General features: G+C 57.9%; 25 protein-coding genes. 17 read left to right on the top strand and 8 right to left on the bottom strand.

Annotated features, from left to right (window positions below; all coding sequences use genetic code 11):
- Positions 1-236: 236 nt before the first annotated feature.
- The 3 genes from NZD89_RS27425 to NZD89_RS27415 form a co-directional block, all read right to left on the bottom strand.
- A complete protein-coding gene (locus NZD89_RS27425; protein ID WP_268005788.1) occupies positions 237-1,487 on the bottom strand; it encodes an aminopeptidase P family protein in 1,251 nt (416 codons plus the stop codon).
- Positions 1,488-1,507: 20 nt separating this feature from the next.
- Positions 1,508-1,903: a methylglyoxal synthase gene (locus tag NZD89_RS27420; RefSeq protein ID WP_268005787.1), complete on the bottom strand. Its 396-nt coding sequence runs from the start codon at positions 1,901-1,903 to the stop codon at positions 1,508-1,510.
- Between the two features lie 71 nt (positions 1,904-1,974).
- Positions 1,975-3,582 carry a M20/M25/M40 family metallo-hydrolase gene (locus tag NZD89_RS27415; RefSeq protein ID WP_268005786.1) on the bottom strand — a complete coding sequence of 536 codons (1,608 nt, stop codon included), beginning with the start codon at positions 3,580-3,582 and terminating at the stop codon, positions 1,975-1,977.
- Positions 3,583-3,686: 104 nt separating this feature from the next.
- Here NZD89_RS27415 and moaA point away from each other — a divergent pair, with 104 nt between their 5' ends.
- On the top strand, positions 3,687-4,712 hold the full coding sequence (gene moaA, locus NZD89_RS27410) for a GTP 3',8-cyclase MoaA (RefSeq protein WP_268005785.1): 1,026 nt from the start codon (positions 3,687-3,689) through the stop codon (positions 4,710-4,712).
- Positions 4,713-4,788: 76 nt separating this feature from the next.
- Here moaA and NZD89_RS27405 read toward each other — a convergent pair whose 3' ends face one another.
- Positions 4,789-5,226 (bottom strand): hypothetical protein, encoded by a 438-nt coding sequence (locus NZD89_RS27405; protein WP_268005784.1) that lies wholly within the window; start codon positions 5,224-5,226, stop codon positions 4,789-4,791.
- 356 nt (positions 5,227-5,582) lie between these two features.
- Here NZD89_RS27405 and NZD89_RS27400 point away from each other — a divergent pair, with 356 nt between their 5' ends.
- Both NZD89_RS27400 and NZD89_RS27395 read left to right on the top strand, forming a co-directional pair.
- A complete protein-coding gene (locus NZD89_RS27400; protein WP_268005783.1) occupies positions 5,583-5,771 on the top strand; it encodes a hypothetical protein in 189 nt (62 codons plus the stop codon).
- A gap of 131 nt (positions 5,772-5,902) precedes the next feature.
- A complete protein-coding gene (locus NZD89_RS27395; RefSeq protein WP_268005782.1) occupies positions 5,903-6,343 on the top strand; it encodes a hypothetical protein in 441 nt (146 codons plus the stop codon).
- Between the two features lie 43 nt (positions 6,344-6,386).
- Here the strand turns inward: NZD89_RS27395 and NZD89_RS27390 are convergent, their stop codons facing one another.
- The gene (locus NZD89_RS27390; RefSeq protein ID WP_268005781.1) at positions 6,387-6,920 is read right to left on the bottom strand and encodes a hypothetical protein; all 534 of its coding nucleotides are present in this window, start codon (positions 6,918-6,920) and stop codon (positions 6,387-6,389) included.
- A 299-nt stretch (positions 6,921-7,219) separates the two neighbouring features.
- Between NZD89_RS27390 and NZD89_RS27385 the strand changes: the two genes are divergently transcribed.
- Positions 7,220-7,471, top strand: a complete 252-nt coding sequence (locus tag NZD89_RS27385; RefSeq protein ID WP_268005780.1) for a hypothetical protein — start codon at positions 7,220-7,222, stop codon at positions 7,469-7,471.
- 89 nt (positions 7,472-7,560) lie between these two features.
- Here the strand turns inward: NZD89_RS27385 and NZD89_RS27380 are convergent, their stop codons facing one another.
- Together NZD89_RS27380 and NZD89_RS27375 are read right to left on the bottom strand one after the other, a co-directional pair.
- Positions 7,561-8,748, bottom strand: a complete 1,188-nt coding sequence (locus NZD89_RS27380) for a pyridoxal phosphate-dependent aminotransferase (protein WP_268005779.1) — start codon at positions 8,746-8,748, stop codon at positions 7,561-7,563.
- Between the two features lie 70 nt (positions 8,749-8,818).
- Positions 8,819-10,858: a transglycosylase domain-containing protein gene (locus tag NZD89_RS27375; RefSeq protein ID WP_268005778.1), complete on the bottom strand. Its 2,040-nt coding sequence runs from the start codon at positions 10,856-10,858 to the stop codon at positions 8,819-8,821.
- A gap of 116 nt (positions 10,859-10,974) precedes the next feature.
- Here NZD89_RS27375 and speE point away from each other — a divergent pair, with 116 nt between their 5' ends.
- Genes speE through NZD89_RS27355 form a run of 4 tightly spaced genes read left to right on the top strand, consistent with a single transcriptional unit; the run spans position 10,975 to position 13,527 of the window.
- Positions 10,975-11,835, top strand: coding sequence for a polyamine aminopropyltransferase (speE, locus tag NZD89_RS27370; RefSeq protein WP_268005777.1), 861 nt, complete (start codon positions 10,975-10,977; stop codon positions 11,833-11,835).
- Entirely contained in the window at positions 11,832-12,719 is an 888-nt protein-coding gene (gene speB / locus NZD89_RS27365; RefSeq protein WP_268005776.1) for an agmatinase, read from the top strand. The genes speE and speB overlap by 4 nt, the downstream gene beginning before the upstream one ends.
- A gap of 8 nt (positions 12,720-12,727) precedes the next feature.
- On the top strand, positions 12,728-13,339 hold the full coding sequence (locus NZD89_RS27360) for a YwiB family protein (protein ID WP_268005775.1): 612 nt from the start codon (positions 12,728-12,730) through the stop codon (positions 13,337-13,339).
- On the top strand, positions 13,297-13,527 hold the full coding sequence (locus NZD89_RS27355) for a hypothetical protein (RefSeq protein ID WP_268005774.1): 231 nt from the start codon (positions 13,297-13,299) through the stop codon (positions 13,525-13,527). Before NZD89_RS27360 ends, NZD89_RS27355 begins: the two co-directional genes overlap by 43 nt.
- Before the next feature lie 37 nt (positions 13,528-13,564).
- Here the strand turns inward: NZD89_RS27355 and NZD89_RS27350 are convergent, their stop codons facing one another.
- Positions 13,565-14,365, bottom strand: a complete 801-nt coding sequence (locus NZD89_RS27350) for a glycosyltransferase family 2 protein (RefSeq protein WP_268005773.1) — start codon at positions 14,363-14,365, stop codon at positions 13,565-13,567.
- Between the two features lie 317 nt (positions 14,366-14,682).
- Here NZD89_RS27350 and NZD89_RS27345 point away from each other — a divergent pair, with 317 nt between their 5' ends.
- The 9 genes from NZD89_RS27345 (at position 14,683) to pyrG (ending at position 25,742) form a co-directional block, all read left to right on the top strand.
- The gene (locus tag NZD89_RS27345; protein ID WP_268005772.1) at positions 14,683-16,659 is read left to right on the top strand and encodes a heterodisulfide reductase-related iron-sulfur binding cluster; all 1,977 of its coding nucleotides are present in this window, start codon (positions 14,683-14,685) and stop codon (positions 16,657-16,659) included.
- A 307-nt stretch (positions 16,660-16,966) separates the two neighbouring features.
- Positions 16,967-18,154, top strand: a complete 1,188-nt coding sequence (locus NZD89_RS27340; protein WP_268008636.1) for an acetyl-CoA C-acetyltransferase — start codon at positions 16,967-16,969, stop codon at positions 18,152-18,154.
- A 41-nt stretch (positions 18,155-18,195) separates the two neighbouring features.
- Entirely contained in the window at positions 18,196-19,056 is an 861-nt protein-coding gene (locus NZD89_RS27335; protein ID WP_268005771.1) for a 3-hydroxybutyryl-CoA dehydrogenase, read from the top strand.
- An 89-nt stretch (positions 19,057-19,145) separates the two neighbouring features.
- Complete coding sequence (locus NZD89_RS27330) at positions 19,146-19,928, top strand: enoyl-CoA hydratase/isomerase family protein (RefSeq protein WP_268005770.1); 783 nt, start codon at positions 19,146-19,148, stop codon at positions 19,926-19,928.
- Positions 19,929-19,955: 27 nt separating this feature from the next.
- Entirely contained in the window at positions 19,956-21,104 is a 1,149-nt protein-coding gene (locus NZD89_RS27325; protein ID WP_268005769.1) for an acyl-CoA dehydrogenase, read from the top strand.
- A gap of 72 nt (positions 21,105-21,176) precedes the next feature.
- Positions 21,177-22,319: an acyl-CoA dehydrogenase gene (locus tag NZD89_RS27320; protein ID WP_268005768.1), complete on the top strand. Its 1,143-nt coding sequence runs from the start codon at positions 21,177-21,179 to the stop codon at positions 22,317-22,319.
- Between the two features lie 77 nt (positions 22,320-22,396).
- A complete protein-coding gene (meaB, locus tag NZD89_RS27315; protein WP_268005767.1) occupies positions 22,397-23,371 on the top strand; it encodes a methylmalonyl Co-A mutase-associated GTPase MeaB in 975 nt (324 codons plus the stop codon).
- A gap of 134 nt (positions 23,372-23,505) precedes the next feature.
- Positions 23,506-24,033: a DNA-directed RNA polymerase subunit delta gene (gene rpoE / locus NZD89_RS27310; protein ID WP_268005766.1), complete on the top strand. Its 528-nt coding sequence runs from the start codon at positions 23,506-23,508 to the stop codon at positions 24,031-24,033.
- A 101-nt stretch (positions 24,034-24,134) separates the two neighbouring features.
- Entirely contained in the window at positions 24,135-25,742 is a 1,608-nt protein-coding gene (gene pyrG, locus NZD89_RS27305) for a CTP synthase (RefSeq protein WP_268005765.1), read from the top strand.
- Positions 25,743-25,746 lie beyond the last annotated feature (4 nt).

The raw sequence follows: 25,746 nt of genomic DNA, 5'->3' as shown, positions 1-25,746 counted from the left end.
TTCGTTTACAGCTCAGGGCGCAATGGAGCCGCCTTTGGCGGTGCAAACGGATTGATTAAGTGTGTTGCAAGTAAGTAAAACGGTTTACGAAAACGTTTTACGAAAACGATATACTGCATCATACCAGAACATATGACGAGTTGTGAAGGGAAAATGGACATACAAAAAAAGGCATCGTATGTACGATGCCCAAGTGAATGTGGTTTTAAGCCTCGGCCCGTTCGGTTATCTAGGGACTAGCGCCGGCGTGCCATCAACGCTTCGATGTCGGCGACGGATTTGATGATGTCGGAAGACAGGTTTTCAACGCCGGTTGCGGTCACGAGAATGTCGTCTTCGATGCGGATGCCAATGCCTTCTTCCGCCACATAGAGCCCAGGTTCAATCGTGATGACGGAGCCAACCTCAATCGGGTAACCTCGGCCATGCACGTCGTGTGTGTCAAGACCCAGTGGGTGACTCACGCTGTGGTAGTAGTAGTTGCTAATTTGGTCATCCCGCTCAATCAGTCCGATGCGCTTACATTCACGAGCGAGTGTCGCCTTGGTGACCTCATTTAATTCTGGGTAGGACATACCCGGCTTAACGGCTGCGATGGTCTCTTCCATCGCCGTGAGCACAATCTCGTACAGTTCTTTTTGACGCGGGGTAAACTTACCGTTTACCGGGAAGGTTCTGCTGATATCTGCCGAGTAGTGCAAATGTGCGGCTCCGAGGTCCAGCAATACCAGTTCACCGTCCGCCACGGTTTGGTCGTTGTCCTCGTAATGAAGGACCGTAGCCCGTTCGCCACCGGCGATGATGGATGGAAATGCGTGCTCAGAAACGCCGTTGGAGCGCAACGTGAAATCGAAGTGGGCTTGCAGTTCGTACTCTGCGACGTCTCCGTGCGCGTGCGACATCAGGTTTTCGATGCCGAGTTTCGTGATGCGAATCGCCTCGCGGATGGCAGCGACCTCATGTGCGTCCTTGACTGCGCGCATGCGGCAAATTCCAGCATGAATATTGCGCACTGCGAGACCAGGATATCGCTGTGCCAACTCGCGCGAGAACTGATGCGCGACGGTCTCTGTCTGATGCCAGTCGTTTTGTTCGAGGTCGAGACAGATGACATCGTAGTCGGCGTCCGATAGAAAGCCGCCAACGGCGCTGTGAAGATCAGCGATATCACGAATCTCCTCAATGCCAGATCTGTGTGTGGCCTCTTCGTCGCTCATTCGTTTACCTGTCCACTTTTCCTGTGTCGCATCCACATGTTCCGTAAACAACATGGTGCGCACGGCGCCTTCCTTTTTAAGGAAAATGACAGCCGCGTTTTCTCGGTCTACTCCAGTGAGGTAAAAAAAGTTGCGATTGGCGTGGAAATGATAGCTGGCATCGCGCGACTTGTGTGGCGCCCGCCCGGAAAATAGGACGGCAATAGAGCGGTCGGCAATGGTTTCGCAGAATCGAACACGTCGTGCTTCGAATACGCTCGAGTCAAACATCGGTAGGCATCCTTTCGGTCTTATTGAGCTTTCGGCTTAAAATCGATGAGTCCAGCGTCCATCGCGCGAATTAAGGCTTCGGCTGAGGCCATATTGGTCGCTACAGGGACGTTATGTACGTCGCACAACCGAAGGAGTGCGGTGATATCAGGGTCGTGCGGTTGTGCCGTCAGCGGATCACGCAGGAATATGACAAAATCCATCTCGTTACTGGCGATCATGGCACCGATTTGCTGGTCGCCGCCGTACGGTCCGGACTGAAACCGGTGAACGCTCAAGCCGGTCGCTTCTGCAATCCGCAAGCCGGTTGTTCCCGTGGCATACAGGTTCACGTTTTTCAGGATGTTCTGATACGCGATGGCCAAGTATACGATATCGTTCTTCTTCTGGTCATGTGCGATCATCGCTACGTTCATACAACAGGGTCCCCCTTGTGGACAATGCGTGCTGATTCCAGTGTAACGCAAACGCGGAAAAAGTGGTGAACTTATGTTGACTTCGTGGAAAGCGCCTCCAAGATCATGGTCATCGACAGCTGGGGCAAGACGCGCGTGGAGTAGTCCAACTCGAGTCGTTCCGTCCACTGGTGTGCATCCTTGCCAAACGGCCCGAGGTTGCATACTGGAATGGAAAGCTCCCCCATCGCCTGAAGCGGTAGGCTGTAACCGGCGCCCCATGCGGGCATTTCGCTGGCGATAAACGCCCAATCTGAGCTCAGTCCGTAGCCGGTGTAGCTCAAATCGGATAAACCTGGGAAGCCCGTTTTGTGCTCCAATTTCACGCCAAACTGAGTCTGTGCTACCGCCTGCGTCGCTCGAATCCACCTGGAGAGCTGCGGCGAGTCGGACGCGTTCACCGCCGGGTACACCGGGGGAGCGAGAAAGAGGATGACGCACGCCTGAACGGTCGCTTGGCGGCTTACGGCTACGGCCTTGACCGCGTCTAGTGTGGCTTCCAGCAGGTCGTTCCCGCGAACGGTCAGAGGAGGTGAACACGCTCTGTCGCGCAGGATTTCGGAGAGCCACAACACGGGGATCTCGCGCGAACTCGCAGGCTCCGCGACGCCCGCCGTGCGCGCGCGGCCGACGGTCCACTCGTGCAGGCTGAACATCGCCTCTTTACAGGTCGCTCGTATCCCGCTGAGCACAGCGCTTGGCGAGCGCTGGAGGAAGGGGACGTGGAAGTACGCGGCAGCCAGATGTGGGGATTGCACCGAGTACGTCTCTTGTAAATCCCGCATCCACAGACAGGTCAATGGAACAAGCCGACCGTCGTCAGTCCGCTCGCTTAAATCTGGATTTGCCTCGAGGGTCTGAACGAGGTGTGTCAGCATTTGGACGCTGCTGATACCACTGAATGGCAGTCCAACGTGGCCGGGGACGCCCACAGCCAGCGCCCCGAGCAGTAGCTTGCCAAACGAGCCGGAGTAGATGTGCGCGCCAGAAGTCTCTCCCGATGTGACGAAGGACGGCTCTGCGTTGAGACATAGGACGTAATCCAGCTCGTTCTCCGTTTTCAATCGATGCAACACCTTGGTCGCGGCTAACATACCGCGTGAATGGTTCTCTTCATCTGGTACCGCCAGAAACACGAGATTGCCACCGATGCCTTGGCGGCATGCCTTCTCAAATAGGATGAGATTCATGGCGAGTCCGGCCTTCATATCCATGACACCGCGACCGAACCACCAGGCGCCGCGGTCGACGTCGACGCGCGCGTCCTCCGGCAGCACAATATCGCGTCGGACGCGCTCGGTAAACTGTACGACGTCAAACGCATCCTTCTGGTATGCTCCATAATCCTCCACGCCGACGACGTCAGTGTGAGCGACGAGCACGACGGTACGGGAGCAGCCTGGGCGCCGGTAGAGTGCACAGGCGCCCATTTGCGTCCCATCGTCGGTGAGAAATGGCTCTACGGTCAAGGAGCCAGAAGCGTGGCACTCAGCCTGGCGCAGGCGGTCGAGCACAAGGCGCGCCATGTCCCACTCGGCTTGTCCGCCCGTCACGCTTTGTACGCGCACGAACTGTTGGATGGTTTGCTGTAGGTGTTGTTGTTCGTCTTCATCCCAGTGACCCGCACCAAAGCCATTCATCCCAAAGTCCCCCCAAGACCTCTGTCAAGGCCGATTTCCAAGTCTAGACTTCCCCGTGTTACACTGAGTACATTACAGATTTACCTAGTCAGGAGGTTCTGAAGATGTCCAAGCATCAAACGCACGTTCGAGATGCGCTCTCACGGCCGCTGAAGGATCTCAGAATTTCGCTGACGGATCGATGTAATTTCCGATGTAAGTACTGTATGCCAAAAGAAATTTTCGGAAAAGACTACGCCTTCTTGTCCGACGATGAGACCTTGACTATAGATGAGATCGTTCGCGTGACCACAATCCTGTCGGAGCTCGGTGTACACAAAGTCCGACTGACGGGAGGAGAACCCATCCTTCGCAGGGATTTGCCGGATATTATCCGGGCTGTGTCGGATATTCGAGGCATCGACGACATCGCGGTGACGACCAACGGGAGCATGCTGACACAAAAGCGGGCTGCCGCTTTAAAGGAGGCAGGTCTCCGTCGAATTACGGTCAGCCTCGACGCACTCGACGACGCCATCTTCAAAGCGATGAACGATGTCGGCTTCCCTGTCGGACGGGTGTTGGCTGCGATTGACACGGCGCTAGAGGCGGGGCTCGCACCCGTCAAGGTGAATATGGTCGTACGTCGGGGGATGAATGAATCACAAATCCTCCCGATGGCAGAGCGGTTTCGCGACAGCGGGGTCATCCTTCGGTTTATCGAGTACATGGATGTCGGGAACAGCAATGGTTGGCAGATGCGCGACGTGGTGCGAGCGACCGACATCTATCGGATGATTGACGAGAGGTACCCGCTCATCCCGGTCGAGCCAAAGACCCCGGGCGAAGTGGCAGAGCGATTCGCCTATGCGGATGGAGCCGGGCAAATCGGCATTATTCACTCCGTGACAAATCCGTTTTGCAGGGGGTGTTCGCGGTTGCGTTTGACGGCGGCCGGCGAGTTGTTTACCTGCTTATTCGGAACGCATGGAACGCCGATTCGCCATCTCCTCCGAAACGGGACGACAGACGACGAACTGCGCGCGCTGTTCACGGGACTTTGGCGCGACCGGCGCGATCGGTATTCAGAAGAGCGCAGCAGTGAAACCGTTCGGCAGCCGCGCGTGGAGATGTCTCGCATCGGCGGATAGTCAACATCTTGTGTATGCGGCGCCAATATCGACAGTCGATGTTGGCGCCCGTTTTTGTCTGTACGGCAGGATCTTCTCAGCGAAAGAACATTCTACGGATAATTCTCCAAATTACCCAGATGATGAATATATCGAAAATAATGTGGAACAGTCCCAGTCCCGCACCGTAGCCGTAACCAAAGCCGAACGGGTTAAACAGATGTCCTAAAAAGAACCCTGCTCCAAAGGAGAACAGGTGCGAACCGAGTCCCCCAAACGGTGACCCAAACGAGCGCGTCCCAGTGCCTCCGTACGACCTGGAGCTGTACGAACGCGAGGTATAGGAGCGAGAACTGTACGAACGGCCCCCACGGATGAGTTGCACGTGCGCTTGGCTGCTGCTCGATGTGAGGGTGGCTGTTTGCACTATCGACTCGGCGGCACTGTGTGCAGGAACGGATTTGCTGGCGGCAAACGCCGTAGTTGGACATAGCAGGAAAAATATTGAAAATAATCCGATGATCCATCGTTTCATTTCAGTCGTGTTCCCCTTTGTAGCGTTTTGTGTTTCTCTGTTTGGGTAGGGACTTCGATGTTGACCATCATGCATTCCACATCGCCACCGCCGTCGTATCAACCTGAGTGGCGGCAGCACGCGGCCGGCACACTGGGCCCCAAGACACCGACACCAAGGGTACGCTAGTGTCTTGCAAAATATCGTGAACTGAGTCTGTTTTGAACGTATGGAACCGGCGAATACGGCGAGGCAGAGTCTTAGCAAACGTGCTACAATAATTCGTACGATTGAGAACTCGCCCCCACTCGTCGCGAGCTGACACACTATGATTGTACGTAATTTTCGAAACATGTGTCCACGGGAGGATTGACCAAATGGAAAAGTTTATCTTGTCCTTTGTCAGTCTCGGATTGTTGTTACTGGCTGGCTTTACAATCATGATTGTGGAACATGGACGCAGTATGGCCGAAGGCGTCGGGGGATTTATGATGTTGATGGCGATGATCTGTGCGGCCGCAATCGATATCCGCCTGCGCAGCCCCAAGCTGCGAAAATCCCGCTGACCGCGGCATCGTCAACCACCGCCCGTTTTGTCCGATTCGCCTGATTTGGAGGCGCATCTCTTCGTCCCTCAACATATTGTGTGGGGAGGCTCCGCTATGGAGCAGTAATGGACAGAGGAGGATGCAGACACGTGGCGAATCAACCAAATAAACGCAAGCGCCAAGCTTCCCCAAAGGCCGGTGTGAAGCGGCAACGTCCGATCGAAGCTCCGTCGGCGACCCCGGAAGTGGAGACGGTCGTTTCAAAGAAGCCGAACTCGATGGACAATCTCAAAAATAATCTCTCCGGTAAACGGAAGGCGATTTTTGAGATTCTGGATGATGTGAAGAAAGTCAATCCGAACGACTGGAAGGACGCGAATCAAGTCGAGCAAATGGCGAAGTCGTTTGCGAACAAACTGGGCCTTCCAGTGCCGGAACAACGCATCAAACAGTTTGTCAAGGCGTATACCGACGCGACCAAAAACGGCCCCGACGCCAGCGTCGACGAGCTGGTGAAAAAGTACGGTAAGAACGTCGATGACAAGACATTAAAAGAAATCAAGAAGTTCGTTCCCAAGAGCAAGGGTTGAAGGGCGAACACTCTAAAAGAGAGGCGGCGCATCGCGCCGCCTCTTACATTTGTGGTGGATGTTGTTGCTGCGGCGGAGGCAGTGCCTGCTGTTGTGGTCTTTGTACAGCCGACTGCTCTGCTTGCCCCTCGCCCGTTTCACTGTCGCCGCCTTTGAGAAAGCCGCTGGCGAGCGGTGACGCCATCAGCGCGGAGAGGATGCTCGTGAAGTCGTCCGTCGACAAATTTTTGCCGCGATGTTTCACTAACTTATCGAGTACGCCGCTCTCCTTCAACGAGCCGGTCGTGACGAAGATGGTATCCAGCATCTTGTCGGCCTGTTGCAGGTAGCCAAGCCAGTTCTTGACCATTCCTCGCAAGTTGCCCACGGTTTTCATCGTTTCCTGAACGTTCTTTGGCGACAGGAGTTGCGAGAGGCTTTGCCCTTTCTTTTTCGCCGATCCCGTCGCGTTGCCACTTGGCCTGACCGCACTTTGCGCCCGCCCAGTGGGCCTGCGGACGGTCCGGCTCTTTCGGGGAGTAGGCGTCTTTCGTTTAGGCGTTTGTGCCTTGGTCAAAGCGGCATCGACGTCTTGCACACGCTGTCGCCTAGAGGAACCCGCCGAGCCACTTCCAGAGGCCGCCAAGGATCTCGACGTGGTGCTTCTGGTTAACTTTGGCACGGTTGGTGCATGCGCGCTCCGGCTGCGACCTTTTCCGTTCGATGTCCGGTTCGTGGCGGTTGCACCTCACTTCCGCATAGAATTTCTCTCCTATCCTATTGCAGTGTCTTGCGGCTGGTGCGCACACGTTGGCGAGACGTGTATAGGACGGGGCGGAGGGCACAGAATAGCAAAGAACCGGCTTGTGTCATACGTGGGGAAGGGGTGCAACGTCGATGCCATTAAAACGTGAGTTATACGCGAAATACGGTGGAGTGCACTTTGTCCAGGCGGCACCCGCTCAGGACGTCAACGAGTTTGTTCGGGCGCTCCCGCAAGACAAGCGCGACAGCCTATTTGAGGTCCTTCACGAGCTCGATACGGCGGGGCTCATTCAAATTCAGAACGATGAGAACTGGACAGATCCGTACGGGGAAATCCACCCCGCACACCCGCATGGGCAGCAAAATCCGGACACCACGGAGTGATGGACAAAGGGACCGCCAAAGCGCATGAGCGCTCGACGGTCCCTTTTGTCTGCCGTGTAAGTCTCGACGAGGGCGGAGAGTTCGCGATGTCAGCTCAGCTTCTGGTGGAACTGGCGCATGCGCTGCACAGCTTCTGCGATGTCGTCGTCGGCGACGGCGTAGGAGAAGCGAACGTGGTTCGGCGAGCCGAATGCGTCGCCGGGGACACTCGCCACGAGGGCCTTTTCGAGCAGCAGTTGACAGTAGTCAGTGGCGGACTCGATTGGCGTGCCCTCATAGCGCTTGCCGATGACGCCGGAAATGTCAGGGAACGCGTAGAACGCGCCCTCTGGCGGCAGACAGCTGACGCCAGCGAGCGCGTTGAGGCCCTCGACGAGGACGTCGCGGCGGTGCTGGAAGGTCTCGACGACGGCCGGATCGAAGTGCGATAACGCGGTCAGGCCCGCGGCCTGGGACATCGACGACGGGCTGCCCGTGGAGTGACTTTGGAAGCTCGCCATGGCTTTCGCGACGTCGGCCGGTGCCGCTGCGTACCCAAGGCGCCACCCGGTCATTGCAAATGCCTTCGAGAAACCGTTGACGACGATGACGCGGTCTTGCAGTTCAGGCGCGATAGCGGCGAGGCTCGTCTGCTTGACGTCGTATACGAGCCGTTCGTAAATTTCGTCGAGGACGACATAGACGTCGTGGTTGCGCAGCACTTTGGCGAGTGCCTGCAGTTCTTCCTCGTGGTAGACGGCCCCGGTCGGGTTAGACGGCGTATTCAAGAGCACCGCTTTCGTGTTCGGCGTGATGGCGGCCTCCAACTGCGCCGGCGTCATCTTGAACTGTGTGGATTCGTCACAGCCTACGATCACCGGCTTCGCGCCGGCGAGTTCGATTTGTTCAGGGTACGAGACCCAGTACGGTGCCGGGAGGATGACTTCGTCGCCCTCGTCACAGATGGCTACAAATACGTTGTACAGCGTGTGTTTTGCGCCGTTCGAGACAATAATCTGCTCTGCTGCGTAGGTCAGGCCGTTTTCCGTCATCAGTTTGCGCGCAATCGCTTGACGCAGCGCCACTGTGCCAGCGGCCGGCGTGTAGCGCGTGTTGCCGTTTGTGATGGCGCGGATGCCCGCAAAGGCAGCTGCGGTCGGCGTATCAAAGTCTGGCTCTCCGACGCTCATATTGATTACGGGTTGCCCCGAAGCCACGAGCGATTTCGTCTTCGCGTCGACGCTCATCGTCGCAGACGGTTTAATGTTGCGAACGCGTTCGGACAGGCGTTGTTCCATAGCTGACGCCCCACCCCTCCTTGGTTGATTGCCGCCATTGTAGCACAGTTAGAAGCTCGATTGGCGCCGTCTAGAACCATTTTTGGAACCATCCGAACAATTTTTGTTTCGGCGTCGATTTCTGTTCTGGTTGCGCGGGCGCGTGCACCGGGCAAGGAGAGGTGGGCTCCGTGCCAGGCACAAAGTAGTCGATCTCGGTCGTTCGGCAGAGCGGGGTTGCCAGTTTGCCCGTCAGTGGATCAAGTGTGTATGGCTTCAGACCAGGGGCCGGCTGATACCACTGATAAGGCAAATGCGTCTGCACGGTGCCCATGAACTTTGCCCAAATCGGCGACGCGAGGTGGGACTCTGCGACGGTGAGCGGGCGATTCGAGTCGTAGCCCACCCATACCGCGCACACGAGGTTTGGCGTGTAGCCGACCATCCATGCATCGGTGTCCGTCGTTCCCGTCTTGGCCGCAGCGACGTCGTGGAGGTAGTCGTGCACCGAGTACCCAGTTCCGTTTCGCTCGAGCACACTCGTCAGCAAGTCGGTCATCTGGTACGCGATTTGCGGCGAGATGACGCGCTCGGGCGACGGGTGTGCGGCCAGTTCGTTCCCCGGCGAGTCAATTTCCTTCACCGCAAACGGCGACACGCGATAGCCGCCGTTGGCGAGCGTCGCATAGGCTGTGGCCAGCTCCAGCGGCGATACCGGGAACACGCCGAGCGCCAGCGACGGATACGGTTGGAGCGACGACTCTATACCCATCCGACGGGCCATCTCCACCACTTTCTGCGGGCCGATGGCCAGGTTCGTGTGGACCGCGTAGACGTTGTCCGATCTCGCCAGGGCCTCCCTCAAGGTCAGCGGTCGCTCCGCGTAGAAGTCGCCGTAATCGTGGACGGTGTACTGCTTATCGTGATTTGGCCCGTAGACGAACGTCGTCAACTTGCTCTCGACCTGATTGGCAGGCGTCCAGCCGTTCTCCAACGCCGCTGTGTAGAGAATGCCTTTAAACGTCGATCCCGGCTGCCTCGGCGCCATCGCCCGGTTATAGGGACTCGTCTTGAAGTCGCGGCCGCCGACAAGCGCCTTGATGGCGCCCGTGTGCGGATCGATAGCCACGAGTGCCGCCTGGATGTCGCTGCCCTTTGGCAAGGTGGTCTGGACGGCGCGTTCGGCGGCCTGCTGAAGCAGCGGATCTAGCGTCGTATGGATGCGCAAGTCACCTTGGTACAGATGTTCCGTGCTGATCTGGTACTGCTGTTTCGCCTCGTTGACGGCCACCGCCGTAAAGTACGGCGCTCGCACGACGGGTGTGTGGTAGGTGGCGACGTGAATCGGCGTGCGGTAAGCCGCATCCGCCTGCCCCTTCGTCAAATACCCGGCCCGCACCATCCGCGCGAGCACGACATGTTGGCGCTGTTTGGCCAGGCGCATGTCGGTGAGCGGCGAGTAAATCGACGGACCTTTTGGCAGGCCTGCGAGCATCGCGCATTCGGCCAGATTGAGGTCGTCGACCGATTTGTTGAAATAGAGGTGTGACGCCGCCTGCACGCCGTACGCACCGTGGCCGTAGTAGACCACGTTGAGATAGCGGTTGAGAATCCAGTCCTTCGACTCGTGCAATTCTAGTTGCATGGCGAACAGCGCTTCGCGGATTTTTCGCGAATACGTCCGGTCCTGCGTCAGAAACAGGTTTTTGGCCAACTGTTGCGTAATCGTCGAGCCACCCTCTACGACTTGGCCGTGGCGCAGGTTGACGAGCATCGCGCGGGCGGTCGATTTGAGGTCGATGGCGTGATCGTGATAGAAGTTCGTATCCTCCACGGCCAGTGTCGCGTCGACGAGCGCCTTGGGAATGCGCGACAGGGGGACCGGTTGTTCATCCGTCCCGGTGCTCGTCCACTCGGCGAGGCGCAATCCGTCGTCGCTCTCGATCTCCGTTGGATTGACGAGCGACTGGTCCGGCAGCGGCAGATATCGCAGGAGGACGAGCATCAGCGACATGCCTGTGAAACCGGTCGCGAGGGGGATGAAGATGGCGGAGAGCCAAAGCTTTTTGCTCCCGGGTTTGCGGCGGTACACTTTGGTGGACTGCTTGCTGGTATCTGTTATCCGACGCAATTGGATGACCTCCCGAGGGGAATGATGGAAGGTAGGTTGCCCACGTTCCTGTGTGGAAATGTATGGGATATGACAACCGTTTACCGCCGCCCTCAGTTTGGTATAATACGGGCTGCATGCCTTTTGAGAGGAGAGACACAAACGTGCCTCAATCGAATTTATGGTTTACCGAGTTGCAAAACGACAATTTGTCCATCGGTCTGCGCGTCGAGAAGACATTACATAGTGAAGTGACTCCATATCAGACATTGGATGTCTATGAAACGCATCAGTACGGTCGTCTGCTTGTTTTGGATGGCTGCGTCATGACGACGGACAAGGATGAGTTCGTCTATCACGAAATGTTGTCGCACGTGCCGATGCACACGCACCCCAACCCGAAGAACGTGCTCGTCGTCGGCGGCGGCGATGGCGGCATTATTCGCGAGGTCATCAAGCACCCGTCGGTCGAGCGGGCAGTGCTCGCCGAGATTGACGGCGCAGTCGTCGAGGCGTCGAAGAAGTACTTTCCACAAATTGCTGCGGGTCTTTGCGACGCGCGCGTCGACGTTCAGATTGTCGACGGCATCAAGTACGTGGAGGACCATCCCGACACGTTTGACGTCATTCTCATCGACTCGACGGACCCAATCGGTCCGGCTGTGGGCCTGTTCAGCAAGAACTTTTACGAATCGGTGTACGCCGCGCTCAAGTCGGACGGGCTGATGGCAGCACAGACCGAATCTCCGTTTGCCAACCAGGAGCTCATTCGCCGCGTGAATCAGGACATCGGCAAGACGTTCCCCATCACGCAATTGTACCTGGCGCACATTCCGACGTACCCGACGGGGATGTGGAGCTTCACCATGGGCAGCAAAGTGCACCGTCCACAGGACGTGACTGAATCGCGCGTGAAGAATACCCGCTACTACAATGCACAAGTGCACCACGCCGCTTTGGCCCTGCCTGAGTTCGTAAAGGAGCTTGTCCAGTCATGAGTTTTGACTTTGAGATCACGAGGCCGTTCGCGCCCGAGTACAGTGGAAATGTATTCATCGGGTCCACAGAGGACTTCGACGCCGCACAGGCGGTCATCTACGGGATGCCGATGGACTGGACCGTGTCGTTTCGGGCCGGTACGCGGCTCGGCCCGACGCGCATCCGCGAGGTGAGCCTGGGGCTTGAGGAATACAGTCCGTATCTGGATAAGGACCTCTCTGAGATAGCCTATTTTGACGCGGGCGACATCCCGCTCCCGTTCGGCAACCCAGAGGAGAGCGTCCACCGGATTTACACGTACGTCCGCGCGCTGTACGAAAGGGACAAGTTGCCGATTGGCCTCGGTGGGGAACACTTGGTGTCGTGGGGATCGATTCGCGCAGCTGCGGAAAAGTATCCAGAACTGCACGTCATCCACATCGACGCACACACAGATCTGCGCGAGCACTACGAAGGCCAACCGTTCTCACACGCCACCATCATCAAGAAGGTGTGTGATGCCATCGGGCCGGACAAGGTCTATCAGTTTGGCATTCGCTCGGGTATGCGCGAGGAGTTCGAATGGGCCCGGCGCAACACGCACTTTTTCCCGTTCGACTTAGCTGAGCCGCTTCGCAGCGTCCTGCCGGAGCTTCACGGCAAGCCCGTGTACGTGACGTGGGACATCGACGTATTCGATCCCGCCACCGCCCCCGGCACCGGCACCGCCGAACACGGTGGCATTTTCGCCGCGGAGGCGTTTAAGGCGATGCAATACCTTGGGTCGCTAAACGTCGTCGGGTTCGACCTCGTCGAGGTAGCCCCGCAGATAGACCCGACAGAACAAACGCAAATTCTCGCTTCGAAACTCATTCGCGAAGCCCTGCTCGCGTTTGTGAAGTAGGTTGTGCCATGCCCACAGAGCCGTCAACGCCGAAGAAATGCAAGCGCACTTGCGTCTTGACGTGGGTCCGGCGCACCGCCGCCGGGGGCCAAGTCGAAACCGAGCGCATCGCCGACGTTACCTGGCAACAGCGGGCGGGCGCGCACTACCTTTCCTACGAGGAGTCGGTGTCGGGCGACACCGGCTCTGTGCGCACGACGTTGCGCTTGGAGCCCCTCGCGCTCACCTGGATCCGCCACGGCCTCATCGATTGGACGCACACGTTTCGCGAGGGAGAATCGCACACGTCCCGCATGACGATGGGCAGCCAGGCTATCGCCATTTCCACGCAAACGACGCACTTACAGGTGGACATTCATCCCGACGGCGGCCGTGTGACCCTCGCGTACGTCATGATGATGGCTGGTGAGGAGAGCGACGTCGCGTTAGAGCTCACGTTTTCCCGCAGCGATAGAACTGCTCGCGACTCATCCCGAAAGGATTCCCCGACTCTCGACGAGATACGAAGGCGAAATGACGCTCTAGGCCCGTATCTGCCACGCGGACTCGAGAGGAGAAATGGAGGCCCGACAGACATATGGACGCACTGCAACAGGAAGCAAGGCTTATCCGGATGCTGATGGAGCGTATGCGGGATGAGGTCGCCAGTGAGGTCGCTCTGCAGTCGTCTGCGACGCGAACCGGCGAGTGGAGCAGTCGCCTCGCGGGGCGATACGGAGCGACGCTCTACCAGCGAGCGAGGCAAATTGTGCGCGCGTTCGAGGCGGAAGCGGGCGGGCGCGATGACGGTGGGATAGAAAAGCCCTAAGGAGTCGCTGGCTTCCCCGTACCTCGGGGAGAATGCTTTATTTTTTCGGAATCAACGACCGGATATCGAGCCAACCTTCGGGATGGATGTAAAACTCCGCTTCGTATTCGTCCCCCCATTCCTTTAACATCCGCGTAAAGATATAACGCTTGACTTCCACGAACTTTTCCCGCGTCTGGGGCTTGGTCATGTTGTCTTTGTGCACGCGTATATGGTATAAGTCCTCGTCTACGTAAATGAAGTTGCTGACGTGGATGAGCTTCAGGAGCAGAAGTCTGTCCTCGGCCATGCGGCCGTCCGTGATGGGGTCGCGCTCAAATCCGCCGACGGACAGGACGGTCTTCGTACGAAGAAAGCGCGGCACGAGTGTAGGGCCGTAGAGAATGAAGTCGTACTGGTTGGAAAAGGCCCTGCCTGGTTGACGTTCCTTTTCAATCAGTCGACCGTCTGGATGTTCCTCCCAGACGACCGCATTGCCACAGACGAGCGAGACGTCGAGAGGCGCCTGCTCGATGGCGTGGAGGCAGACTTCGAGCGTGCGTGGTGCATACCAGTCATCGCTGTCGAGGATGGTGAAGAAAGGCGTCGTCACTTCTCTCAGGCCCGCGTCGAGTGCCTGCCCGAGGCCGCGGTTTTCAGGCAGTGCAAGACAACGGATGCGACTGTCGTCTGCCGCATACGATTCTATAAGGAGCCTCGTCTCGTCTGTTGAACCGTCGTCGATGACGATGCAAAGGAAGTTTTCGAGGGTCTGCCGCTGTACGCTCTCGATTGCCTTAGCGACGTACGTCGCGCGATTATAGGCGGGAATCAACACGGTTACAAGTGGTTTGTTCACGAGTGTCACTCCGTCCTTGGCGCCAATTGATGGCTCTTTGCCCATTATAATCAGTGACCGCATGCCTGCAAAAATGTTGTGCGGCCAAGCTACCCGTATCGATCCGTCTGGTACACTAGACACAGCTGGTGGTGGCGTTCCCGAGAGGGACGGAGCCCAGCACTGAGGTGACGAGTCAGCACACTTAGAAAGCGCGTTCATTTTCCAGTCGCTGGCGTATTCCTTTGTCGTCCAAGTGTGCTATGATTCACTTTAGACCGACCGTTCGGTCGGGCGACTCAGCCCGCGACCCTTACGGCATGCAAGGAGGCATCGCGATGTTACTCATCATTCAACTCATTCTATTTCTTCTCGTATTTGGAACAGGCGTCTTTCTGTTCGGGACGGCCGTCTTCCAGCGCTATAAGTTCCTCCGTCTAGGGCAGGCGGACAGCGCGAGATCAGGGCGGCACAAGGAGCGCATATGGAGTTTTATCACGAATGTCATACTGCAGAAAAAGGTCATCGCTGAGCCTTCCGGCATTGGCCACCTGTTTATCTTTTGGGGTTTCTTAGTCCTCGTGTTCGGAGATCTGGATTTTCTCGTGTACCACGTCAGCGGTTGGCATTTCCCGTGGGCGACCATGGGGTGGTACCTGTTTATGCAAGAGATGTTTTCCTTGTTCGTCGTCGCAGCGATCATCGTCGCGGCCTATCGGCGCTACATCATTCGCCCCATGCGCACAGAACCGAGCCTAGAGGCTGGGGCCATTCTGGGTCTTATCACCCTGCTCATCGTGACCTACTTCGTGGCGACCGGCGCGGAGATGGCGCACCTCGGGAACTATCCTGGGTATGCATCGCCAGTGCTCAACGGCATTGCCCATGGGTTTACGGGCCTGTCCGCGACAACGCTCGTCGTCATCGCGGAAATCGCGTTTTGGATTCACGTACTTTGCCTCACGACGTTCATGTACGTCATCCCTCGCTCAAAGCACTCGCACATGATGGGTGCCATGGCGAATTGGTACTTTCGTCGCTATGATTCCCCGGGCAAACTTCGGAAGTTGGACCTGGAGGACGAGAGCATCGAAGAGTTTGGCGTTGGCCAGATTCATCAATTTACGTGGAAGCAGCTGCTAGACGGGTACGCGTGCACAGAGTGTGGGCGGTGCCACATCAACTGCCCCGCCACCTTGAGTGGGAAACCGTTGTCACCGCGTAACGTCATCCTGAAGATGAAGGACACCATCAACGCACAAGGGCCGGGCCTCTTGGCGCAAATGGCGGCCGGGGCCGAAGAGATGTCCTCGGCATCGCTGTTTGAAGGCGTTTTTACCGAGGAGGAGGTGTGGGCTTGCACCACCTGTCGCGCCTGCGAAGAGGCTTGTCCTGTCGCGAATGAGCACGTCCAAGACATCGTCGATCTGCGCCGCCACCTCGTCCTCACAGAAGGGAAGGCGTCGCCGGAAGTCAACAAAGTGTTCCAAAATCTCGAGCGGCAGTCGAATGAGTGGGGAATCAACCGGCGGGACAGGGCGAAGTGGGTTGGCGAGTTGCCGGTGCGGACCATGGCTGAGGTGGAAGGCAAGGCGGAGTACCTGTACTTCGTCGGGACGGCGGCCTCGTTTGACCAGCGCAACCAGAAGATCGCAAAGGCGTTTGCACAGATTCTCATCAACGCCGGGATCGACTTCGCGATTTTAGGGGACGAGGAAGAGAGTGATGGGGACTCCGCTCGCCGCCTCGGCAACGAGTTTCTCTACCAGGAGTTCGTCGAGCGCAACATCGAAATCTTTCGGGAGTACGGCGTCAAGAAGATCATTACGACGGATCCACACGCTTACAACACGTTTAAGAACGAGTACCCGGATTTCGGATTTGAAGCAGAGGTGTACCATGCTACGGAGTTTGCCGCGAAGCTGATTGACGAGGGTCGCGTCAAGCCTTCCGTCGCGCTGAATCAAAAGGTCACCTATCACGATTCCTGCTACTTGGGGCGGTACAACGGCATCTATGACGCGCCGAGATTTATCCTGACGTCGATTCCAGGTGTCGAATTGGTTGAGATGGAACGCCATCACAACAAAAGTATGTGTTGCGGCGCAGGTGGTGGTGGGATGTTCAAGGAGGAGACCGGCACGCGCATCAACGTCATGCGTGCAGAGCAGGCCATCCGCACGGGTGCGAGCGTCATTGGCACGGCTTGCCCATACTGTATGACGATGATGAACGACGGGACGAAGGCGCACGGCAAGGAAGAAGAGATTCAAACGTTCGACGTCATCGAGCTGTTGGCGATGTCTATCGCCTGAGTTGGTAGCCGGGGCGTCGTTTGGTGGAGGGGGACTGCGGTGCTCTGCGAAGTCGGCGGGCCGCGTGAGCCCTCTTTTCCGCCTTTATATGAAAGCGTTCGCATTTTGGGCCGAAACTGCAGTACAATGTCTGTAGAAAAGTTTTGCGCACTCGTTTTGCGGGAGCAGTCGAGGTGTGAAACTGAGCGGCCGCTCAGAAGCGCGTGTTGGCTTGGCGCCTGCCAGGGAACGTCGGCCAGAGCGCGAGACATTGACGCTTTTGTGGCCTGTGGGCAATGCCCCTGGAGGTTTAGAGAGGAGATTGAAGATGACGCAAAGCGTGATCGTCAGTGCTGTACGGACGCCGTTTGGCAAGTTTCTTGGAAGTCTATCGGGAAAAACAGCAGTCGAACTTGGCGGCCTCGCGATTCAAGCGGCGATGGAGCGGGCCGGAGTTGAAAAGGAAGCGGTGGACGGCGTGTACATGGGTACGGTCCTGCAAGCCGGTCAGGGTCAAATCCCATCGCGCCAGGCCGCTCGCCTCGCCGGTCTGCCCTGGGAGACGCCGTCTCTCACCATCAACAAAGTCTGCGCGTCTGGGATGCGCGCCATCACATTGTCCGACGCACTCATCCGCGCGGGGGATATGACGGTTGCCGTCGCGGGCGGCATGGAGAGCATGTCGAACGCCCCCTACGCGTTGACAGGTGCGCGCGAAGGATATCGCATGGGGCACGGACAACTGCTCGACCTGATGCTCGTCGACGGGTTGACCTGCGCATTTCACAACAAGCACATGGCGATTCACGGCAGTGATGCGGCGCGAAAGTACGGGGTCACGCGCGAAGATCAGGACGCGTTTGCACTTCGCAGCCACGAGCGGGCGATTGCAGCGATTGACGGCGGCGCGTTTGCAGACGAAATCGTGCCGGTCAGCGTGCGGATCGGGAAAGAGGACAAGGTCGTGTCCAGCGACGAGGCCCCTCGTCGGGACACGTCGCTTGAGAAGTTGGCCCGGTTGAAGCCGGTCTTTCAGGACGATGGTTCCGTGACGGCGGGGAACGCGCCTGGGGTGAACGATGGCGCGTCCGCAGTCGTGGTGATGGACGAGGAATACGCAATCCAATGCGGATACAAACCGTTGGCACGCATCCTCGGATACGCGGAAGTCGGAACGGAGGCGGCCATGCTCGCCACTACACCCGCACTCGCCACCCAGAAACTGCTTGCGAAGACGGGCCGGCGTTTGGAGGATGTGGACCAAATCGAGGTCAACGAGGCGTTTGCGGCAGTTCCGCTGATCACCGCGAAAATCCTCGACTGTGATTTGGCAAAGATCAACATGAGCGGCGGGGCCGTCGCCCTCGGTCACCCAATCGGGGCGAGCGGCGCTCGAATTGTCACGACGCTGATTCACCAACTGCGCCGGCGCGGCGGTGGCTTGGGCATCGCCGCCATCTGCAGTGGCGCGGCACAGGGCGACGCGATTTTGCTCGAGGTGCTGGGCGACTCGTGATGCCGTTTGAGAGAGTACTTTGACGCGAGGAGGCACATTCGATGGCAAGGCAAATCCAGCAACTACTCGTCGTGGGCGCAGGTCAGATGGGCAACGGGATTGCCCAAGTGGCGGCGACGGCCGGGTTAGACGTGATATTGAACGATATCTCGCTTGCATATGCGCAAAAAGGCCTGCGTAACATTGAACACAACCTGTCCCGCCTCGTGGCGAAGGGCAGGCTTACGGACGTTGAGAAACAAGCGATTCTTTCTAGGATAACCCTCTCCGACGACGTCGAGGACGGCGCTCAGGTCGACATGGCCATCGAGGCGGCCACCGAACACCTCGGTATCAAACTCGACATTTTCCGCCGACTGGACCAAGTGGTGAGGCCAGAAGCGATTCTGGCGACGAACACGTCGTCGTTGCCCATCACGGAAATCGCGGCGGTCACCGGGCGTCCAGAACTCGTCATCGGCATGCACTTTATGAATCCCGTACCCGTCATGCAGTTGATTGAGGTGATTCGGGGCTTGGCCACGAAGGACGAAGTCTACGAGACCGTCATGGAGCTCTCGAGGACGCTGGGAAAGCACCCTGTCGAGGTGCAAGACTTCCCTGGCTTCGTGTCCAATCGCGTCTTGATGCCGATGATCAACGAAGCTATCTATTGCGTCTACGAAGGAGTATCGAAGCCCGAGGACGTCGACGCGGTGATGAAGATGGGCATGAATCACCCAATGGGGCCTCTGCAACTGGCCGACTTTATCGGGCTCGACACGTGCCTTTCGATTATGGAAGTGCTCTACGAAGGATTTGCCGACTCGAAGTACCGACCGTGCCCACTCTTGCGCAAATACGTGAGTGCCGGGTGGCTCGGCAAGAAGGTCGGCCACGGTTTCTACGTCTACGAATCGTAAACCGGTAGGGTGGGGAACGCGGCTTTGACGGATGGCTGCACCCGCAGGCCATGTTTTCCACCAGTATCTCTACATTGGGAGGACTAAATTTGGCAGAAGAAAGTTTTGTGCAACTGCGCATCGAAGACCAGACCGCGATTTTGTCCTTGAACCGCCCCAAGCAATTGAACGCGTTGAACCGCAGCGTGCTGTCGGAACTCGGCATGCACATCGCCATGCTCTCCGGGCGCAAGGACATTCGGACGGTCATCGTCCGGGGTGAGGGCAAGGCGTTTGCGGCAGGCGCCGACATCGCGGAAATGCAGGAGTTGAGCGCACAGCAAGCGGAGCAATTCGCACGCATGGGCCAACGCGTCTTCACGGCGCTCGAGAGTTTGGCACAGCCGACCATTGCATTGGTGCACGGGTTTGCCTTGGGCGGGGGCATGGAGCTTAGCATGGCGTGTGACGTGCGCATTGCCGCCGAGGGAACACAGTTTGGCCAGCCGGAAGTCCAACTCGGCGTCGTCCCCGGTTTTGGCGGGAGTCAACGGCTGCCGCGCATTATCGGGGCTGGGCGAGCGATGCACCTGCTGCTCTCTGGAGAGCGCATCGACACACAGACCGCCCTGGCGTACGGGCTCGTCACGCAAGTGGTCCCAGCCGACGAGTTGCTCGAGGCGGGGTTGCGCTATGCGAGTGTCCTGCACAAACTTGGCCCAGTGGCACTGCAGTACGTCAAACGGGCCGTCTACGACGGTGCAGAACTAGATCTGGCCCGCGGCCAAGCCCTCGAGGCCAACCTGTTTGGCCTCTCCTTTGCGACCAAAGACCAACGGGAGGGCATGCGCGCCTTTCTCGAGAAGCGCAAGGCGGAGTTTCGCGGCGAGTGATGTGGCAGCGAGAAGGGGGCGAATCTCGTGGACTTTGACTGGACAGCGGAACAGTTGGCCCTGCGTGACACCGTGCGCCGGTTTGCGCGCGAGGTAATCTTACAAAGGGCGCCTGAAATCGATGAAACGGACGAATTTCCGAGCGACATCGCAAAGCAGATGGGCGAACTTGGACTATTGGGCCTCCCCATCCCGGAGGCGTACGGCGGGGTGGGTGCCGACTTTATCTCGTACGTGAGCGCCATCGAAGAGATCTCGTACGCCTCGGCGGCGTTGGGTGTAGTGTTGGCCGTTCATACATCTGTCGGATCGTTTCCCATCTTGTACTTTGGCACCGAAGAACAAAAACAGACCTACTTACCTCGACTTGCCTCTGGTGAGTGGATTGGCGCGTTTGCCTTGACGGAGCCATCTGCCGGCTCCGACGCCGGGGGGATTCGCACCCGCGCAGTGAGGGATGGAGAAGACTACGTCTTAAACGGTGAGAAGATATTTATCACGAACGCAGCCCAGGCCAACCTGTTCTGCGTGTTCGCCGTCACGGACCCCGACCTCGGCAAACGCGGCGTGACCGCGTTTTTGGTGGAACGGGACACGCCTGGGCTCGCCATCGGACCGTCCGAGAAGAAGATGGGGCTGCACGGGTCGTCGACCTGCCCGCTCTCCTTTTGCGACGTGCGGATTCCCGCCAAAAATGTGCTCGGCGGCGTCGGGGACGGCTTCCATATCGCCATGCAGCTGCTCGACGGCGGGCGCATCGGCATCGCGGCACAGGCTCAGGGCATCGCGCGCAGGGCCTTGGACTTATCGGCCAGCTACGTTCAAAAACGGGAACAGTTCGGCCATCCGCTCGCAGACCTGCAGGCGGTTCAGCTGATGTTGGCCGACATGGCGACGAAGGTGGAAGCGGCTCACTGGCTGATCTATCACGCTGCCAAAATGAAAAGCGAAGGGTTGCCGTGCGGAAAACAAGCATCGATGGCGAAGCTCTTCGCGTCCGATGCCGCGATGTCCATCGCGTCGGATGCGGTCCAACTCCACGGCGGGTATGGGTACATCGCGGAGTATCACGTGGAGCAGCTGATGCGCGATGCCAAGGTGACGCAGATCTATGAAGGGACGAACCAGATTCAACGTATCGTCATCGCGCGGCAGGTGTTGAAAGAAGCGAAGTGACAGACCGCTTCGGCGCTCGCTATCGCGACGAGGCCACACGGATGACATCAGAAGCACAAAAGGAGCGAACGTATGCACTTTCAATTGAGTAGAGAACATGGGCAGCTGCGCGAGATGGTGCGGGCGTTTGCCGAAAAGGAAGTCAAGCCGGGCGCGGCCGACCGGGATCGCGAGGCGTCCTTTGACATTGAACTGTTTCACAAGATGGGGGAGCTTGGACTGACGGGCATCCCCTGGCCGGAACAATACGGCGGAGCGGAGATGGACTATCTCGGATACGTCATCGCCGTGGAGGAATTGTCTCGCGTTTGCGGGTCCACCGGCGTCGTCCTATCTGCGCACACGAGCCTCTCTGGCTGGCCCATCTTTAAGTTCGGCACGGAGGATCAAAAACAGCGCTTCCTGCGGCCGATGGCAGAGGGCAAATGGCTCGGAGCGTACGGACTGACGGAACCTGGCGCAGGATCTGACGCCGGCGGCATGCGCACGACGGCGACAAAGGACGGGGACAGTTACATTCTGAATGGCAACAAGGTGTTCATCACGAACGCCGGACCGGCCCACGTGTACGTGGTCTTCGCTCTGACAGACCCGGACAAGCGCACGCGCGGGGTCAGCGCATTCATCGTCGAAGCGGGCACGCCTGGTTTTCGCATTGGCAAACACGAGGACAAGATGGGGATCCGGGGATCGACGACGGCTGAGTTGATTTTTGAAGACTGCCGCATAGGAGCGGAAAATCGACTCGGCGAAGAGGGCTTCGGGTTTAAAATCGCGATGATGACTCTGGACGGCGGGCGCAACGGAATCGCGGCGCAGGCTTTGGGCATCGCACAGGGCGCGTACGAGTTTGCCAGGGATTACGCGCGGGGGCGCAAGCAGTTTGGCCATCCGATTTCCGATCTTCAAGCCATTCAGTTTAAACTGGCAGATATGGCGACGAAAATTGAAGCGTCGCGCCTTCTGACGTACCAGGCGGCCTGGCTGGAATCGACGGGCCTACCATATGGCCAAGCGTCTGCGATGAGCAAGGTCTTCGCCTCCGACACCGCGATGCAGGTGACGACCGAAGCGGTCCAAATCCTCGGCGGTTACGGGTTTATCAAGGAGTACCCCGTCGAGCGCATGATGCGAGATGCGAAAATCACGCAGATCTACGAGGGGACGAACGAGATTCAACGCGTGGTCATCGCGCGCAGCCTTCTCAGTGAGTGAGGCGCGGGCAGGCTTGCAAAGCACACTTTGGCTGCAAACGGGCGAGGAAGGGCACGGACAACGGGGAGGTAAAGGTTGTGAATCATCCCCTAGTGGAGCGGATTGTACAGGGGGACAGGAGGGCCTTGGCGCGGGCCCTATCCCATTTGACCGACGGACACCCTGATAAGGACCAACTTCTCGAGGCCCTTTATCCGTACGCGGATAAGGCGCGAGTCGTGGGGTTCACGGGCGCACCTGGAGCGGGAAAAAGTACGCTTGTCAATCAATTGATTACGCATTTGCGCCGGTCAGGGCACATCGTCGGGGTACTGGCTGTCGATCCATCGTCGCCGTTCACGGGCGGATCACTTCTCGGAGACCGCGTGCGCATGAGCGATCACAGCGGCGATCCCGGCGTCTTCATCCGCAGTGTCAGCAACCGCGGTCACCGCGGCGGAATGGCGGCCGCCACGCGGGAGATGTTGATGGCCTTGTCCGCGTTTGGCTGCGATGCGATTCTGCTGGAGACGGTCGGGGTCGGTCAGGCTGAGCTCGACGTGCTGCACGTCGCGGACACGGTCGCCTTGGTGTTAACGCCTGGCGCGGGTGACGCAGTGCAGGCGTCAAAGGCCGGCATCATGGAGATTGGCGACGTGTTTGTGCTGAATAAGGCGGACGAACCAGGTGCCAAGTCGCTCTTGCGGGCCTTGCAGTCGATGGTTCACGAACGCGCGCTGTGGCGTAACGACTGGCCCGTGCCGATTGTGCCAAGCGTGGCGACGAGCGGCGAGGGGATTGCCGAGGTTTGGGACGCAATTTGCGCCCATCAAGCGCACATGGCAAAGCGTCCGGACGCCGAACAGCGCGCACAGATTCGCAGGCGGGCGCACATCCTATCCCTCGTCGAAATGGAGTTGAAGGAAAGGCTCAGGAAGAGCGCCACAGCGAATGCGCGGTGGCGCGATTTGATAGAAGTACATAAGGAATTGAGCCCGGCGACCGTCGCGGCGAGGTTGTTACAAGACATAGACCAGATGCTACTTCCGAAGACACCCGAAAACTCAGGTTAAAATTGGCGTGACAATGGGTAAGATGACACCTAGATTGCTTTTTCTTAGCAACACGTAGGAATCGCATGACACTGACTTGCACCGTGTGATATAATCCATGTATTTGCTACGAGGTACAGAAGGGACGGGTGTGAATGGCTGTCACGCTGACGCGGCCGGATCACGAGATCCAGCAAATGCCATTAGTGGAGCTTGCCTACGAGATCCTCAAGGCAAAAAAAGAGCCACTTTATTTTCGCGACATCATGCAAGAAATTCAGGAGTTGCGGGGTCTCTCGGAGGAACAATTCAACGAGCTGATCGCACGGGTCTATACAGAGATCAACATCGATGGCCGCTTCATCTGCATCGGTCAAAACGTCTGGGGCCTCAATCGCTGGTACCCGACAGATAAAGTCGCCGACCGTCTCAGCGGCAAGAAGTTTGTACGCAAATCTGGAGACGCCTTTGGCGACGATGACGAAGACCTCGACGAGGATTATGAGGATGCTGACGTCATCGACACTGAGGAGTCGGACTACGACACACCGGCGGCGGATGACGATGCAGTCGACTTCGAATCGGGCGACGATGACGAGGAAGAATTGTCGGATGACGAAGATTTCGAGGAAGAAGCAGAGTACGATGAAGACGATGAGGACCAAGAGGAAGAGGAAGACTAAGGGTGTGCTCAGTCTTTTGACTGCGTTCTGGGCGTGACCAGGGCGCAGTTTTTGTGTGTTGATTCGAGGTTCTTGTAAATACATGGAAGGGGCAGTTGTTCATGAGCACGAAATATATTTTCGTGACCGGAGGCGTCGTATCGGGGCTAGGCAAAGGAATTACCGCCGCATCCCTGGGGCGTCTTCTGAAAAACCGAGGTCTCAATGTCACGATTCAAAAGTTTGATCCATATATCAATGTCGATCCCGGCACGATGAGCCCGTATCAACACGGCGAGGTGTTCGTCACCGACGACGGGGCTGAGACAGACCTCGACCTCGGACACTACGAGCGGTTTATCGACAATAATTTGAGCCAGGCCAACAACGTCACAAGTGGCCGCATTTATTGGTCAGTCATCTCCAAAGAACGCCGCGGCGACTATCTCGGCGGCACAGTTCAAGTCATCCCCCACGTCACGAACGAGATCAAAGAGCGCATCATGCAAGCCGCAAAACCAGACACGGACATCGTCATCACGGAGATCGGCGGAACCGTCGGCGACATCGAGAGCCAGCCGTTCCTCGAGGCGATTCGCGAGATGAAGGGCGAAGTTGGCCGCAACAACGTCTTGTACATTCACGTCACGCTCATCCCGTATTTAAAGATGGCCGGTGAAGTCAAGACCAAGCCGACCCAACACAGCGTGGCCTCCTTGCGCAGCATCGGCATCAGTCCGAACGTGATTGTCTGCCGGACGGAAGTTCCACTGGCGGAAGACGTCAAGAAGAAAATTGCGCTGTTCTGTGACACTGACGAGGATTCTGTCGTCGAAGCGCGCGACGCAGAGGTGCTTTATGAAGTGCCGCTGATGCTTCGGGAACAGGGGCTGGACGATATCGTTCTGCGCCACTTCGGCATCGAGACGCCAGCGCCGGACCTCGCCGAGTGGATGGCGATGGTCGACCGAGTGAAATCCTTGCACCGCCAGGTGACGATTGCGGTCGTCGGCAAGTACGTGGCGCTTCCGGACGCATACGCCAGCGTCGTCGCCGCGTTAAATCACGGCGGCTACGAAAACGATGCGCACGTCAACATCCGCTGGGTACACGCCGAGGAAGTCACTGAGCTGAACGTGGACAAACTGTTGTCGGATGTCGACGGTATTTTGGTGCCAGGTGGATTCGGCGACCGGGGGATCGAAGGGAAAATCGTCGCGGCGCACTACGCTCGCGAGCGGAACATCCCATACTTCGGAATTTGCCTCGGCATGCAAATCGCGGTTATCGAGTACGCGAGACATGTGGCGGGGATGAATGGCGCGCATACGAGCGAGATCGACCCGACGACCGAGTACCCAGTCATCGACCTGCTTCCGGAACAGAAGGACGTCGAAGATAAAGGCGGCACGATGCGCCTAGGAGCCTATCCTTGTCGCGTTCGCGAAGGTTCGTTTGCTGCTGCGGCGTACAAAAATGACTGGGTCGCGGAACGCCATCGCCATCGCTACGAATTTAACAATGAATTCCGTGCCACATTAGAGGAACGCGGCCTGGCCATCACCGGTACTTCGCCGGACGGGCGCCTGGTCGAAATCGTCGAAGTGCCGAACCATCGTTGGTACGTCGGAGTGCAGTTCCACCCAGAGTTTACGTCCCGGCCGAACCGGGCACAGCCGCTGTTCCGCGAGTTTATCTCGGCGAGCGTAGCGTACCAGGGCGAGCGCTGATTTT

It is taken from the genome of Alicyclobacillus fastidiosus, from assembly GCF_026651875.1.
GTDB classification, from domain to species: Bacteria; Bacillota; Bacilli; order Alicyclobacillales; family Alicyclobacillaceae; genus Alicyclobacillus; species Alicyclobacillus fastidiosus.
The sequence above is the reverse complement of the archived record's forward strand: the minus strand, read 5'-3'. Positions and strand labels throughout refer to the sequence as shown.